We start from the raw sequence: 13,979 nt of genomic DNA on the forward strand, positions 1-13,979 counted from the left end.
CGGCTGTGGCTGCGGCGAACGGCTAGCGCGATCCAGGGCCGCCGCCTTCGGGCAGGCTCAGGCCCTTTGCGCGCAGATAGCGGCGCCGGCCTTTCTCGCCCGAGGCCTCGAGCCAGGGCAGCACGCGTGCGTAAAGCCCCGGGAACGCCATCACGAAGCGGATCAGCCAGCCGTCGCCGCGCGGCACGTCGGTTTCGATGCAGCGCTGCTCGATCTGCCGGATCACCGCGTCGCCGATCAGGCCCGGCGCCAGCGGCGGGCTCAGGAAGTTCAGCGCCGAACCGCCGTGCAGCGCCTCATGCTCGATCATCGGCGTGTCGACGCCGGACGGATTGACGATGCTGATCGCCACGCCGGTGGTCTTTTCGCGCAGCGCCAGCGACAGCATCAGGCCGCGCAGGCCGAACTTCGACGCGCAATAGCCAGGGCATTCCTTCAGCGGCAGCTGGCCGCCGAGCGAGACCACGCTGATGACCTGGCCGCGCGTCTGCTGCAGCAACGGATACAGCGCGTGCGTCAGGAACATCGGCCCGAACAGGTTGACGCGCACCTCGCGCTCGAAACGCTCGGCCGGTGTGCTCTCGAACGGTTCGGGAACGACGATGCCGGCGTTGTTGACGAGCAAATCGCAGCGGCCATGCGCGGCTTGCACCGCCGCGGCGATGCGCGCCGGGGCGTCGGCGGCGCTGAGGTCGGCGGCGACGCTCAGCGCCGGTCGCTGCAGGGTCGCCGCGAACGCGCGCAGTGGCTCGTCGCGCAGGTCGACGAGCAGCAGCGCCGCACCGAGCGCGTCGAGCCGCAGTGCGACTTCACGGCCGATCGCGCCGGCGGCGCCGGTGACGACCGCGACCTTGCCGTCCAGGCGCGCGCTCATGCCGCTACCGCCGGCGGCGGGAGCTGCGCGGGCGCGACCTCGATCGGCTTGAAGTAGCCGGGCTCGAGCGGCTCCCAGCCGATCTGCTTGCGCACCTTTTCGAGATGCTTGCGGAAGGCGTGAATCTCGATGTAGCCCTGATGGCGGTTGCTGTTGACGAACTTCAGGCCGCCGCCGAGATCGGTGTGGTCGTCGCGGATCAGCTGTTCGAACGCGGCGGCGCGCTGCGGGTTGCGGACTTCGTCGAGCAGGTAGTGGGCGAGCAGGTGCGAGATGCGGTCGAACAGGGTGTACGCGCTGCTGTTGGTTTCGAGCAGGCCGAGCGCGAAGAGGTTGTGGTGCTTGCGGTTGAAGGTGCGCAGGTACAGCTCCGGCCGGCCGCCGTGCCACTCGAAATAATCCTGGGCAAGATACGGCATGCTCATGTTGTAGCCGGTCGCGTAGAGCACGAGGTCGATCGGCTCGCGCGAGCCGTCCTTGAAGACCACGTCCTGGCCGTCGAAACGTTCGATGTCGCCCTTCACGCGAATGTCGCCGTGCTGCAGGTAGTGCAGCAGCTGCGTATTGAGCAGCGGGTGCGATTCGAACAGCCTGTGATCCGGCTTCGGCAGACCCCAGCGCGAGGTGTCGCCGACGAACCAGCGCAGCAGCAGACCGAACACCGGGCGCTCCAGCCACATCGGCAGCGCCGGGCCCTTCTCGGCGAATTCGTCGACCGGCATGCCGAACAAGTGCTTCGGAATGATGTGATAGCCGCGGCGCATGCTGATGAACGCGCGCTCGGCGTTGGCGGCCGCATCGCAGGCGATGTCGGCGCCCGAGTTGCCGGCGCCGACGATCAGCACGCGCTTGCCGCGGAATTCGGCCGGGTCCTTGTACGTCACCGAGTGGCGGATCTCGCCGCTGAATTCACCCGGATGGCGCGGCAGGTTCGGGTCCCAGTTGGTGCCGGAGCAGCAGACCACGGCGCGGTAGTGCAGCACCTGGCCGTCGCCGAGCTGCACGCGCCACAGCGCGCCGTCCTGTTCGACCTTGGCGACCGGCGTGTTGAAGCGGATCGCGTCGCGCAGGCCGAAGCTGCGCGCGAACATGCGCGTGTAGGCGAGGATGTCGCGGTTGTGCGGATAGTCCGGGAATTCCTTCGGCATCGGATAGTCGAAGAAGCCGGAGGTGTTGCGCGAGGAAATGAAGTGCGCGTTGCGGTAGACCGGCGTGCCGGGGTTGCTCGGATCCCACAGGCCACCGAGATCGGAATGCCGCTCGTACTGGTCGTACGGCAGGCCGAGGCGCTTGAGCGCACGGGCGATCGACAGGCCGGCCGGGCCGGCGCCGATGATGCAGATGCGATCGCGGCGATCGCTGATAGAGGCGGGGGACGACGACGGATCGGACACGGCGGTTTCCTGGCGGCAAGGGTGGAGAGCAGGGCGACCCGGGACGGCATGCGCGACGAGCGCGCGCCGGTGGATCGACTGATGGCACATGGTCGCTGTCCGCCGACTTGCGGCAAAAGGTCCCGAGTCGGCAAACTCGGGGGGCAATCCGGCCAATCGCGCCATGACCAAGCTCGCCCGTCCGCACCTCAACGATCCGCGCTACTCGGCGTCGGTGATCCCGCCGTACGTCCTGACCTTCCTGATCGATCTGGCGGGGCAGCGCGGCTGGGATCCGGCGCCATGGTTCGCCGGCCTCGGGATCGCTCCGCAGCAGTGCTACGAGCCCGACGCGCGCGTCTCGTTCCGGCAGGCGTCGACCGTGATCCGCCGCGCGCTCGCGGCGACCGGCGAGCCGTCGCTCGGTCTGCAGGTCGGCCTGCGCGAGACGCTCAGCTCCTGCGGCGTACTCGGCCTCGCGCTGATGTCGGCGCCGACGCTCGGCGAGGTGCTCGCCGTCGCCGCCCGCTATCACGGGGTCACCGGCAGCTTCATGGATCTGCGCGTCGAGCCCGGCGCATCGCAGGTCGCGCTGGTCGCCAGCGAGCGCTTTGCCGAACCCGATCTGCTGCCATTCTTCTGCGAGGAACTGTTCCTCTGCTGCCAGCAGGTTGCCAAGGCGCTGATCGGGACCGGCTACCAGCCGCTGTGCATGGAGTTCACGTATCCGCGGCCGGCGTATGCGGCGCTGTACGAAGCGGCATTCGACTGTCCGGTCCGCTTCGGCGCGAAGGCCAACCGCGCCGTCTTCGACGCCGCGGCGCTGCACGCCCGCCCGGCGACCGCCAATGCCGCCGTGCATGCCTCGGCCTTGAATCTCTGCTCGCAGCAGAGCGGGCAGGCGGGCGCCGTCGATCACGTCACCGCGCTCGAATTCTGGCTGCGTGAACGGCTCGGCAGCGGCGTGCGCATCGGCGACGCGGCGCGCGCGCTCAACGTTTCCGAGCGCACGCTGCGCCGGCGTCTGGCCGATGCCGGCTGGAACTTCCGCGCGCTGCACAACCATCTGCGGGCCGAGCACGCCGAAGCCCTGTTGCGCAGTTCGGCGCGGCCGGTCGCCGGCATCGGCGCCGAGCTTGGCTTCAGCGACGGCCGCGAATTCCGCCGCGCCTTCAAGCGCTGGACCGGCCGCGCGCCGAACGCGGCGCGGCGCGCCAGCCGCTGAGACGCGACTCAGGCGTGGCGCCGGTAGGCGCGTGCCGCCGCCAGGGTGATCTCGACGCTGGTGCCGGCGCCGGCTGCGGAATCGAGCGTCCAGCGGGCCTTGAGCCGGATGGCGCGCTCGCGCATGCCGACCAGGCCCCAGTGACCGTCGCGGCGGCCGGCGCGCAGCACGGCCGCGTCGATGCCGCGGCCGTCGTCGCGGACGCAGAGGCGCAAGGCGCGGCGGCCGTAGTCGAGCTGCAGTTCGACATGCGCGGCCTCGGCGTGCCGGAAGGCATTGCGCAGCGCCTCGCTGCCGATGCGCAGCAGCTCCTCGTAGACCAGCGGCTGCAGCGCGTGCGGCGTGCCGCTCGTCTGCAGTTCGAAGCGCGGTGAGGCCTCGGGCGCGGCTTCCAGCGCCAGCGCCTGCGCCCGTTCCGCGAGCGCGGCGGCGAGGTCCTGCGCCTCGCCGTTGCCGCGCAGGTTGAGGATCTTGTCGCGGCCTTCCTCGAGCGTGTCGTCGGCGCGCGCCAGCGCGTCGATCAGCGCCGCGCGCGTCGCGTCCTGCGCCGGCAGCCGCGCGACAGCGGCGTGGAAGCGCAGGATCAGGCCCTGCACGCTCTGCAGCAGCGTGTCGTGCAACTCGCGGGCGATGCGTTCGCGCTCGACCAGCCGTTCCTGGTGCAGTTGCCCGAGCCGGCCGGTGATTTGACGCAAGCGCAGGCGGTGCAGGCTCCACAGCGCGAGCGCGGCGAGCAGCGCGCACAGCGCGTAGAAGGCGCCGGTCTGATGGAACGCCGGCGCGATCGAGAACGACAGCGCCGCGCCGGCCGGGCTCCAGACGCCGTCGGCATTGGCGGCGACGACGCGGAACCGGTAACGGCCCGGTCCGAGGTTGGTGTAGAAGGCCTGCCGGCGCGTACCGGCGTCCTGCCAGTCGGCGTCGACGCCGTCGAGCCGGTAGCGGAAGCGCACGCGTTCGGGCATGCCGAGGCTGGTCGCGGTGTAGTCGATGTGCAGTTCGCGCGTGCCGGCAGCCAGGCGAAGGCCGTCGTCCGGGACATGCGTGCGATCGCCGCTGCGCAGCGCGCCGATCAGGACCTGCGGCGCCAGCGGGTCGCGTGCAATGCGCTGCGGATCGATCCACGCCAGGCCGCCGAGCGTCGCGAACCACAGGCGACCGTCGTCGGCGCGCAGCGCCGCGGGGTGGATCGACGCCTGCTGGATCGATCCGGGCAGGCCGTCGAGATGATCGAAGCGCCGCAACGGCACGGCGTATGCGGGATCGCGCTCCGCGCGTTCGAGTTCGGCCGCGGCCGCGCGCGCAACGCCGTTCGCGTCAGCGATCCACAGTGCGCCGTCGTCGGCTTCGACGAGGCCGGCGACGTTGCGCAAGGCCGCTTCGTCGGCGCCGCGCAGCCGGCGAAAGCCCCGCGGCGTCCACCACGCGACGCCCTCGGTGCCGCCGACCCAGATCCGGCGTCGGCCGCCGATCACGCTGACGTCGCCGACCGCCAGCCCGTCCGCGGGGCCGTAGGTGGTGCCGCGCCCGGCCTCGAACACGCTGACACGATCGCGGCCGTGGCCGAGCCAGACTCGCCCTGCCGGATCGCCGTACGCGATCGGCACGCGCTCCGCCGCCAATCCCTGCTCGGCGCCGACCGCCTGCCAGGCGCCGCCGTCGCGGACGAACACGCCGGCGTCCGAGGTGCCGATCCAGAGACGGCCGGCGCCGTCGCGCGTGAGCCACTGCAGGCGGCTTCCGGCCGCGGCGTCGGGCAGGCGCAGGCGCGTCTGGCCGCGCGTATCGACGCGCACGATCTCGGGTTCGGCGCTCCACCAGAGGCTGCCGTCGGCGTCGCGATAGCCGGCGTTGAGACCGTACGGCAGCCCGGTATCGTGCAGCGCGCCATGCGCGTCGACCTGCGCCAGCGGCCGGCTGGCGCTGCCGATCCAGACGCTGCCGCGCGCACCGGCGACCAGTTGCAGCGCGTGATAGCCGGACGGCAGCGGCACCGGCACGATGGCACCGGCGCGGAAGCGGTCGAGGCCACGGCTGCTGCCGATCCAGACGTTGCCTTCGCGGTCCTCGAGGATCGAGTACGTGAAATCGGCACTCAGGCCGTCTTTCTCGCCGTAGGCATCGACCTCGCGGCCGAACTGCGCGACGCGCCGGCCGCGGATCGTGGCCGGCGCGGGGCTGCGGCGCAGGCCGTCGCCGAGCGTCGTCGCCCACAGCGCGCCGTCGCGGTCGAAGGTCAGCGCGTTGGAGCCGACGCGAATCTGCGTCGGCGGCGGCTGATCGGCGTCCGGCACCCAGATCGGCCGTACGGCGTTGCTGGTCTCGGCGATCCAGATCGCGCCATCACCGGCTTCGGCGAACTGCGCGACGGTGCCGACGCCGATGCCGGTATCCGCGAAGCGGTCGGCACCGCGTGCGCGGACGAGAATGCGGTCCTTGCCGGCGATCCAGACGCGGCCGCCGCGGTCGGCGTACACCGACTGCACGCCGCCGGCCGGCAGGCCCGCGACGCGCGTCCAGGTCGTGCCGTCGAAATGCAGCAGGGCCTGTGCCGTGGCCGCCCAGACGGCGCCGTCGTCGCTGCGCGCCAGCGCGTATACCGGCCCGCCCGCAAAGCCCTGGTCTTCGCCGTAATGAACGAGCTTGCGGCCGCGCAGCAGGGCGACGCCGTGCCGGCCGAGGCCGATCCAGAGGCCGCCGTCCGGTGCCGCCAGCAAGCTGTAGATGTCGTTCGACGGCAGTGCGGCGGCAGTGACCGCGGACAGCGCCTCGAAGCGCACGCCGTCGAAACGGAACAGGCCGGTGGGCGTGCCGAGCCACAGATAGCCGTCGGCGGACTGCGCCATCGTGAAGATCTCGCCGGGCGCGCCGTCCTTGTTGCGCCATGCGGTGTGATACAGCTCGCGCAGCGTGCGTTGCGGATCAAGCGCGTGGCCGGGCGCGGCGTTCAGCAGCAGCGTTGCCAGCATCAGCGCGCGCCAGAGCCACGCGCGCGGCCGTCGGCCGCTGTGTGCCGGGCGCGGTGGCCCGGGCCGATCGGCGCGATATGAACCCATCGGCGGAATCGGACGCGGCGGCGACATCGGGTATGCGGGAGCCTGGCTGCGGAAGCGTCGCGCACCATCGCCCGAACGGCGGGTGCGTTCAGCGCGGCAGGCGAGTCACGGATGGGCCGGACTATAGCGTCGTCGTCCGGCGCGCGCACGCATCAGGCGCACGCTCGACGCGAGGCGACGCAAGCGGACATCGACGCCGGCGGCGCGCGGTGCGCTGCCGGCTCAGGAGTGTAGCGGCGGCGGACCGGAGCTGACGCGCAGCGGCGTCATTGCGCCGTGGTCGTAACGGTAGGTGACGGTGATGACCGAGGCCGGCTCGTCGCGGCTGCAGCCGGGCAGGCGCCGTGCGAGGTTCAGCGTGATGGCGCCGTCGCGCTCCTCGACGAGGATGCGCTCGCGCAGCCCGCCGAGATGCGGGCCGTTGCTCGACAGCTCGGTGCGGTAGAGGCTGTCGCCGGCGCGCGCGATCACCATCAACGTCGAGAAAAGACCGCGACCGTGGCGATCGAGGGTCGCCACCAGTTCGAGCTGGTGGTCGCCGTCGAGGTCGAGCATCGCGAATTCCCCGACCGTGGCCGCTTCGCGCGCGTCCTTCCAGTACGCGTGGATCAGTCGCGCGACATCGGCCGGCGAACGCAATGCGGCGCGAATGGCGGGATTCGCTTCGGTCCACGAGCAGCGCAGCGCCCGGCGCACGCAGCCTCCCCAGAGCGCGTAGCGATGCGCGGGATGCGCCGCTGCCGCGATCGCCGGACCAGCCAAGGCATCTTTCATGAGTGTCCCCCCAGCAGACCGGCCTCGAACCGCACGAAGAGCGTATCCCCATACGCCATCTTTCGATTCCTGCTCGTTGGAACAGGGTCGTGCGGCACCGCCTGCACCATGGCGCGTCTGACGGCGTCGGCGCCCTGACGCCGGTCAATTCCGGCGTGCCGGCGGATGTTGACAGATCCTGGGCTGCACGCCGCAGGCGCAGGCTGTCGGACATCGCACCAGCGGCGATCGGTGCGGCCACACGCGCGGTGCCAGCCGGGAGGTCCTGCAGCGGGTCGCGGACGACCATAGCCGCCTGTCGTCCCGAACCGCTCGTTGATGAGCGAAGAGCCGCCACGGGGGCTTTCTGGAACGCGCGCTGGCATGGTCTGCCGAGCACGGGGGCATGTCGAGCGTCTCATGACCGACAACGGCGCAACCCGTCGCTCCAAGCCGCTCCGGCGGCGGGCATCCGCCATGTCTTCACCAAGCCTTGCACCCCGAGAAGCAGCGGCGAGGCCGAGCGTTTCGTGCCGACCGCCTTACTCGAATGGGCCGATGCTGGCGCGTATGCGCGTCGCGCCGAACGCACTGCACGCCTGACGCACTGGCGGCATCACTACAGTCACCATCGACGACACTCAACCCTCGGCTGCAAACCGCCCATCAGTCGCCTTCCGGGGCGGTAACGGGGACGGGTCGCCGGACCGGCTGGCGATGCGTTCCGGCGCGAGGCCGTGCGCGGGGCGATACAGGCCGGGAAGCGCCGATGGCGTCGGGATCGACGACCGCGCCAAGGGCATCGGCGACGGCGGACCGACGGCGTGTCGCCGTTGACCGGCGCGATGAGCAGGCTCCCGGTGTGCCAGCCTAGGGTGCAGCGGCCCGGCCGCGGGTTCGTCCGCGGGATTAAGTCGAGCGCCCGGGGCCGGCTTATGGCGAGGGCGGAGCCCCTGCCTTGGCATCTTGTCCGGCGAAGACTTCGGCCGCGAGGGCAAACGCATGGTTGGCGGCGGGTACGCCGCAATAGATCGCCGCCTGCAGCAGCAGCTCCTTGATCTCGTCGCGGGTCACGCCGTTGTTCCGGGCCGCGTCGAGATGGAGCTTCAGTTCGCCGTCGTGTCCGAGCGCCAGCAGCATGGCGATCGTCAGCAGCGAGCGTGTATGGCCCGGCAGGCCGCCACGCGTCCACACCGCGCCCCAGGCGTTGCGCGTGATGTAGTCCTGGAACTCGGCGGTCAGCGCATCGGTCCGGCGCAAGGCGCGATCGACATGCGCGTCGCCGAGCACTTCGCGGCGACGCTGCAGCCCGATGGCGTAGCGTTCGTCCTCGTGCAGATGCTGCACGCAGTCGACACCGAGGAAGTCCAGCACGGCGGCATCGAAGGACGCTCTGGCCTCGATGTTGGACAGATGGGCGGCGGACAGTTCGATCAGCCGGCCGTTTGCCACGGTCGCTGCGATTGCCCGGCCATCGGCGACGGTGGTGACGGGGTCCTGGCGGCCGGCGATCACCAGCAGCGGAACCCTCAGCATCGCCAGCGCGCCGCGAAAGTCGGCGTCGCGCACGGCGGCGCAGCCGCCGATATAGCCGTCGGGCGGCGTCTGCAGCAGCTGCGCGCGCACGGCCGCAACCGCCTCCGGTTCGCGCGTGACGAACGCCGGCGTAAACCAGCGCGCGACCGCGCCGGCGGCGACGTCGGCCATGCCGCTGGTACGTACTTGCGCGATGCGCGCATTCCATCCGTCGGCGGCGCCGATTTTGGCGGCGGTGTTGCAGACGATCAGGCGCAGCAGGCGTTGAGGCGCGTGCAGGCCCAGCCATTGGCCAGTAAGGCCGCCGATCGACAGGCCGCAGAAATGCACGCGCTCCAGGCCGAGCGCGTCGAGCAGGCCCAGCACATCGCGACCCAGTTGTTCGACGCTGTAATCGCCCGGCGGTGCATCGGAAGCCCCATGCCCGCGCAGGTCGTAGCGCAGGACGCGAAAGTGCCGGGCCAGTGCCGGCATCTGCGCGTCCCACATCGACAGCGTGGTCCCGAGCGAGTTGGAGAGCACCAGGACGGGAGCGTCTTCAGGCCCGTCGAGGCGATAGTGCAGGTGGACGCCGTTGGCGAGCAGATGGGGCATCAGTTCCTCTCGTGGTATCGCGCCAGCACGCGTGCGACGAAGTTCGCGCTTTCGCCCAGCGCCGCGCGCGGCGCGAACAGCTCGTCCAGGGTTTCGGCGGTGAGCACGCCGTTGACGGCGGCATCGGCGGCGAGCTCGTCGCGCAGCGGGCGCCGCGCCGCGGCGGCCCGTCTGGCTGCCTGCTCCACCAGACGATGCGCCTGCTCCTTGCCGAGCGTAGCGGCCAGTTGCATCGACACGCGTTCCGCGTACGGCAAGCCCAGGCTGGCGTCGAGGTTCTCGCGCATGCGCGCCGTGTCGACCTCGAGGCCGCGCAGCACCTCTTCCATGGCTGTCAGCGCTCCGCCGCTAAGCCGGACGATCTCCGGCAGCGTGGCCCATTCCGCCGGCCAGTTGCCAAGCCCGCGCTCGTGTTCCTGCGGCATCGCGGCGTAGAGCGTCGCGAGCAGTTGCGGCACCCGCGTTGCGGCGGCGAGGGCGATCGAGCAGCCGACCGGATTGCGCTTGTGCGGCATCGCCGAAGAGCCGCCGCGGCCGGGCGCCGCGGGTTCGCAGACCTCGCCGATTTCCGTCTGCATCATCAGCGACAGGTCGCGCGCGATCTTGCCGAGCGTTCCCGTCAGCAGCCCGAGCAGCGCGGCGGCTTCGACCAGGCGGTCGCGGTGCGCATGCCACGGCAGGTCCGGCCGCGCCAGTTGCAGTTCCGCGGCCAGTGCTGCGCTCGCGGCGTCGGCCTGCGGGCCGAGCGACGCCAGCGTGCCGGCCGCGCCGCCGAACTGCAGCACGAACAGGCGTGCCGGCAGTTGCCGCAATCGTTCGCGATGGCGCAGCAGCGCATCCAGCCAGCCGGCCGTCTTCAGCCCGAAGCTGATCGGCACCGCCTGCTGCAACCAGGTGCGTCCGGCCATGACGCTGTCGCGATGCCGTTCGGTCAGCACCGCCGTCGCGTCGATCGCGCGCGTCAAGGTCGATTCGATCGGCGTCCAGGCCTCTCGCAACTGCAGGATCAGCCCGGTGTCGATCACGTCCTGGCTGGTGGCGCCCCAGTGCACCCAGCGCGAGGCCTCGGCGTCCTGCTGGCGGACGCGCTCGGTCAGTGCCTTGACCAGCGGGATCGCGAGGTTGCCGGCCTGCCGCGCGGCGGCGCCGATCGCGGCGAAGTCGTAGAACTCGGTGCTGCACTGCGCTTCGATCGCCGGCACGGCCGTGTCCGGGATCAGCCCGCAGCGCGCCAGCGCCCGCGCCAGCGCGGCCTCGAAGTGCAGCATCGCGGCGACGCGCTGGCGGTCCGAGAAGGCGTGCAGCTGCGCCTCGTCCGAGAACAGGCGTTCCAGCAGCGGCGAGGAATCGATCGTGCTCATGCGCCGATTATGGCCAAGGCCTTGCTCAGTAGCTCAGGAATGCGGTTTCGCGGGCGCCCTGCATGTGCACGTCCCAGCGGTACGATCCGTCGTCGCTGCGCACCGCCAGCAGCGTCGATCTGCGTTCGCTCGGGACCAGCGCCAGGATCGGGTCCTGCGCGTTGCGCGGCTCGTCGTCGAAATAGATTCTCGTGCAAGCGTGCTTCAGCAGTCCGCGCATGAAGACGTTGACCAGCAGATGCGGCGCCTGCGGCGCGCCTTGTGGTCCGGCCACGGCGCCCGGCCTGACGGTGCGAAGCTCGAAACGGCCGTCGGCGTCGAGCGGCACGCGCGCGAAACCCCAGTCGCCGTTTTCGGCATAGCAGCCCCGCGCATCGGCCTGCCAGAATTCGAGAACGCCGTCGGGCACCGGCGCGCCGAGGCCGTCGAACACCTGGCCGCGGATCACCACGGCATCGGGTGCGTCGCCGGCGAGATCGGTCTTCACGCCGTTGCGCAGGCCGATGATGAAGTAAGGGCCGACGGTCTGCGATGCAGATTGCTGAAAGCTCATTTCACTGCTCCCACGGCGTTTCGAGGCGGCCGCGCAGGACGATGTCGAAACGGTAGGCGAGCGCATACTCGGACGCGCAGTTCTCCCAGTCGAGCGTCGATACGAGGCGGCGGCGCGCGTGCTCGTCGGCGGTCGCCCGGTAGATCGGATCGATCTCCAGCAGCGGATCGCCTGGAAAATACATTTGCGTCACCAGGCGCTGCGCGAACGCTTCGCCGAACAGCGAGAAGTGGATGTGTGCGGGGCGCCAGGCGTTGTAGTGGTTGCGCCAGGGATAGGCGCCCGGCTTGATGGTCTTGAAGCGGTAGCGGCCGTGTTCGTCGGTAAAGACACGGCCTTCGCCGGAGAAGTGCGGATCGAGCGGCGCGTCATGCATGTCGCGCGCATGCTGGTAGCGGCCGGCGGCATTGGCCTGCCAGACCTCGACCAGCGTGTTGCGCACCGGGCGGCCATTCTCGTCGAGGACGCGGCCGCTGACGATGATGCGTTCGCCCTGCGGCGCGCCGCCGTTGCCGACCGTCAGATCATCCTCGGCGCTGCCGAGGATGTCGCGCGAGAAGCGCGGGCCGCTCACCTCGGACAGCGTGCTCGGGATCCGGATCGGGACCTGCGTCGGACCGCGCAGCACGGTCGACGCATACGGCTCGAAGATGTAGTCCGGCTGCGTGTTCCAGAACGGCTTGCGGTAGCCGCGCACTTCGTCCTGCTCTTGTGACATAAGGTTCTCCTCAGTGAGCGCTGCCAGGCTGCGGAACCCGGTAGCGGCAATGATGATTCAGACGCGTTCGACGGCCAGCGCCAGGCCCTGGCCGACGCCGATGCACAGCGTCGCCAGACCGCGGCGACCGCCGGTCTTCTCCAGCTGATGGACCAGCGTCAGTGCGAGGCGCGCGCCGCTCATGCCGAGCGGATGACCGAGCGCGATCGCGCCGCCGTTGGCGTTGACGTGCGCGGCGTCGTCGGCGAGGCCGAGCTCGCGCAGCACGGCAAGCGACTGGCTGGCGAAGGCCTCGTTGAGCTCGATGGCGTCGAAGGCGTCGATCGTCAGCTGCAGTGACGCCAGCAGCTTGCGGGTCGCCGGCACCGGGCCGATGCCCATCAGGCGCGGCTCGACGCCGGCGCTGGCGGCGCCGAGGATGCGTGCCCGCGGCCGCAGGCCGTACCGCTTCGCGGCAGCCTCGCTGGCAACGATCAGCGCCGCCGCACCGTCGTTGATGCCGGAGGCGTTGCCGGCGGTCACGGTCGCCTCGGGGCCGAACAAGGGTTTCAGCCGGGCGAGCGCGTCGAGCGTGGTATCGGCGCGCGGATGCTCGTCGCGCTCGACGCGCACGCTTTCGCCTTTCCTGCGGCCCGGAACGTCGACGCCGACGATCTCCGCGGCGAAGTAGCCGTTCGCCTGCGCGGCAGCGGCACGCTGCTGGCTGCGCAGCGCGAAAGCGTCCTGATCGTCGCGCGAAATGCCGAAGTCCCTGGCGACGTTCTCGCCGGTCTGCGGCATCGTTTCGACGCCGTAGCGCGCCTTCATCTTCGGATTGATGAAGCGCCAGCCCATCGTCGTGTCTTCCATCATCTGGCCGCGGCCGAACGGGCCGTCGGCCTTGCCGATGACGAAAGGGGCGCGCGTCATCGATTCGACGCCGCCGGCGATCGCCAGCTGCATGTCGCCGGCCCGGATCGCCCGCGCCGCGGCGGCGACCGCTTCGAGACCCGACGCGCAGAGGCGGTTCAGGGTCACGCCGGGCACCGTCACCGGCAGGCCGGCGAGCAGGGCGCTCATCCGTGCGACGTTGCGATTGTCCTCGCCGGACTGATTGGCGCAGCCGTAGAACACATCCTCGATCGCGGCCGGGTCCAGTCCGGGATTGCGCGCGAGCAGGGCTTGCAGCGGCAGCGCGCCGAGATCGTCGGCACGCAGGCCGGCGAGCACGCCGCCGTAGCGGCCGATCGGGGTGCGCACGGTGTCGCAGATATAGGCTTCGGTCATCGCCATCACTCCGGGATGCAGGCGCTCGCGCGGCCGTCGCGCAGGGCGAGGCCGGTCAGCTTGCGCAGCGTTTCGAGCGACAGGCCGTCGACCATCTCGATGATGCCGGCGCCGTCCGGCCCGAGATCGAAGACCGCGAGATCGGTGTAGACGCGCGACACGCAGCGCAGGCCGGTCAGCGGATACGTGCATTCGGCGACCAGCTTGCTGTCGCCGGATTTGTTCAGCAGTTCCATCATCACGAAGACCTGCTTGGCGCCGATCGCCAGGTCCATCGCGCCGCCGACGGCCGGAATCGCATCCGCTGCGCCAGTGTGCCAGTTGGCGAGATCGCCGCGCTCCGAGACCTGGAACGCGCCGAGCACGCAAATGTCGAGGTGGCCGCCGCGCATCATTGCGAACGAGTCGCCGTGATGGAAATAGCAGCCGCCGGCGAGCAAGGTGACCGGCTGTTTGCCGGCATTGATCAGCTCCGGATCTTCGTCGCCCTTCGCTGGCGCAGGACCCATGCCGAGCAGGCCGTTCTCGCTCTGCAGGAAGATTTCCCGGTCGGCCGGCAGGAAGTTGGCGACGGTCGTCGGCAAGCCGATGCCGAGATTCACATACGCGCCTTCCGGAATGTCGCGGGCGACGCGTGCCGCCATCTGTTCGCGATCGAGCCTGTTCATGC

12 protein-coding genes are annotated in these 13,979 nt (G+C 70.6%); 2 read left to right on the forward strand and 10 right to left on the reverse strand.

Annotation, left to right across the window (positions count from 1 at the left end; translation table 11 throughout):
• Window positions 1-22: 22 nt before the first annotated feature.
• Both K343_RS0101405 and K343_RS20355 read right to left on the reverse strand, forming a co-directional pair.
• The gene (locus K343_RS0101405; protein ID WP_028006553.1) at window positions 23-874 is read right to left on the reverse strand and encodes an SDR family NAD(P)-dependent oxidoreductase; all 852 of its coding nucleotides are present in this window, start codon (window positions 872-874) and stop codon (window positions 23-25) included.
• Window positions 871-2,268, reverse strand: coding sequence for a flavin-containing monooxygenase (locus K343_RS20355; RefSeq protein ID WP_051277814.1), 1,398 nt, complete (start codon window positions 2,266-2,268; stop codon window positions 871-873). The genes K343_RS0101405 and K343_RS20355 overlap by 4 nt, the downstream gene beginning before the upstream one ends.
• A 163-nt stretch (window positions 2,269-2,431) precedes the next feature.
• Between K343_RS20355 and K343_RS0101415 the strand changes: the two genes are divergently transcribed.
• A complete protein-coding gene (locus K343_RS0101415; protein WP_028006554.1) occupies window positions 2,432-3,472 on the forward strand; it encodes an AraC family transcriptional regulator in 1,041 nt (346 codons plus the stop codon).
• An 8-nt stretch (window positions 3,473-3,480) separates the two neighbouring features.
• Here the strand turns inward: K343_RS0101415 and K343_RS20360 are convergent, their stop codons facing one another.
• Entirely contained in the window at window positions 3,481-6,441 is a 2,961-nt protein-coding gene (locus K343_RS20360; RefSeq protein WP_161628843.1) for a sensor histidine kinase, read from the reverse strand.
• Window positions 6,442-6,750: 309 nt separating this feature from the next.
• The gene (locus K343_RS0101425) at window positions 6,751-7,302 is read right to left on the reverse strand and encodes a hypothetical protein (RefSeq protein WP_028006555.1); all 552 of its coding nucleotides are present in this window, start codon (window positions 7,300-7,302) and stop codon (window positions 6,751-6,753) included.
• Window positions 7,303-7,550: 248 nt separating this feature from the next.
• On the opposite strand from K343_RS0101425, the gene K343_RS25250 reads away from it, so the two are divergent.
• On the forward strand, window positions 7,551-7,970 hold the full coding sequence (locus K343_RS25250) for an integrase core domain-containing protein (RefSeq protein ID WP_366514343.1): 420 nt from the start codon (window positions 7,551-7,553) through the stop codon (window positions 7,968-7,970).
• Window positions 7,971-8,214: 244 nt separating this feature from the next.
• Here the strand turns inward: K343_RS25250 and pcaDC are convergent, their stop codons facing one another.
• The 6 genes from pcaDC to K343_RS0101455 are packed head-to-tail and all read right to left on the reverse strand — an operon-like array spanning window position 8,215 to window position 13,977.
• Window positions 8,215-9,411: a bifunctional 3-oxoadipate enol-lactonase/4-carboxymuconolactone decarboxylase PcaDC gene (gene pcaDC / locus K343_RS0101430; RefSeq protein ID WP_028006556.1), complete on the reverse strand. Its 1,197-nt coding sequence runs from the start codon at window positions 9,409-9,411 to the stop codon at window positions 8,215-8,217.
• A complete protein-coding gene (locus K343_RS0101435) occupies window positions 9,411-10,772 on the reverse strand; it encodes a 3-carboxy-cis,cis-muconate cycloisomerase (protein ID WP_028006557.1) in 1,362 nt (453 codons plus the stop codon). Before K343_RS0101435 ends, pcaDC begins: the two co-directional genes overlap by 1 nt.
• A 25-nt stretch (window positions 10,773-10,797) precedes the next feature.
• Window positions 10,798-11,325 (reverse strand): protocatechuate 3,4-dioxygenase subunit alpha, encoded by a 528-nt coding sequence (gene pcaG / locus K343_RS0101440; RefSeq protein ID WP_028006558.1) that lies wholly within the window; start codon window positions 11,323-11,325, stop codon window positions 10,798-10,800.
• A 1-nt stretch (window position 11,326) separates the two neighbouring features.
• Entirely contained in the window at window positions 11,327-12,043 is a 717-nt protein-coding gene (pcaH, locus tag K343_RS0101445; RefSeq protein ID WP_028006559.1) for a protocatechuate 3,4-dioxygenase subunit beta, read from the reverse strand.
• Window positions 12,044-12,100: 57 nt separating this feature from the next.
• A complete protein-coding gene (gene pcaF / locus K343_RS0101450) occupies window positions 12,101-13,309 on the reverse strand; it encodes a 3-oxoadipyl-CoA thiolase (protein ID WP_028006560.1) in 1,209 nt (402 codons plus the stop codon).
• A gap of 5 nt (window positions 13,310-13,314) precedes the next feature.
• On the reverse strand, window positions 13,315-13,977 hold the full coding sequence (locus tag K343_RS0101455) for a 3-oxoacid CoA-transferase subunit B (RefSeq protein WP_028006561.1): 663 nt from the start codon (window positions 13,975-13,977) through the stop codon (window positions 13,315-13,317).
• Between the last annotated feature and the right edge of the window lie 2 nt (window positions 13,978-13,979).

Source organism: Solimonas flava DSM 18980, from assembly GCF_000426685.1.
Taxonomy (GTDB): Bacteria; Pseudomonadota; Gammaproteobacteria; order Nevskiales; family Nevskiaceae; genus Solimonas; species Solimonas flava.

Excerpts from the sequence above, each read along its gene's own strand:
- K343_RS0101405 (WP_028006553.1), bottom strand. The coding sequence starts at position 874 with ATGAGCGCGCGCCTGGACGGCAAGGTCGCGGTCGTCACCGGCGCCGCC.
- K343_RS0101415 (WP_028006554.1), top strand. The coding sequence starts at position 2,432 with ATGACCAAGCTCGCCCGTCCGCACCTCAACGATCCGCGCTACTCGGCG.
- K343_RS20360 (WP_161628843.1), bottom strand. The coding sequence starts at position 6,441 with ATGCTGGCAACGCTGCTGCTGAACGCCGCGCCCGGCCACGCGCTTGAT.
- K343_RS0101425 (WP_028006555.1), bottom strand. The coding sequence starts at position 7,302 with ATGAAAGATGCCTTGGCTGGTCCGGCGATCGCGGCAGCGGCGCATCCC.
- pcaDC (WP_028006556.1), bottom strand. The coding sequence starts at position 9,411 with ATGCCCCATCTGCTCGCCAACGGCGTCCACCTGCACTATCGCCTCGAC.
- K343_RS0101435 (WP_028006557.1), bottom strand. The coding sequence starts at position 10,772 with ATGAGCACGATCGATTCCTCGCCGCTGCTGGAACGCCTGTTCTCGGAC.
- pcaG (WP_028006558.1), bottom strand. The coding sequence starts at position 11,325 with ATGAGCTTTCAGCAATCTGCATCGCAGACCGTCGGCCCTTACTTCATC.
- pcaH (WP_028006559.1), bottom strand. The coding sequence starts at position 12,043 with ATGTCACAAGAGCAGGACGAAGTGCGCGGCTACCGCAAGCCGTTCTGG.
- pcaF (WP_028006560.1), bottom strand. The coding sequence starts at position 13,309 with ATGACCGAAGCCTATATCTGCGACACCGTGCGCACCCCGATCGGCCGC.
- K343_RS0101455 (WP_028006561.1), bottom strand. The coding sequence starts at position 13,977 with ATGAACAGGCTCGATCGCGAACAGATGGCGGCACGCGTCGCCCGCGAC.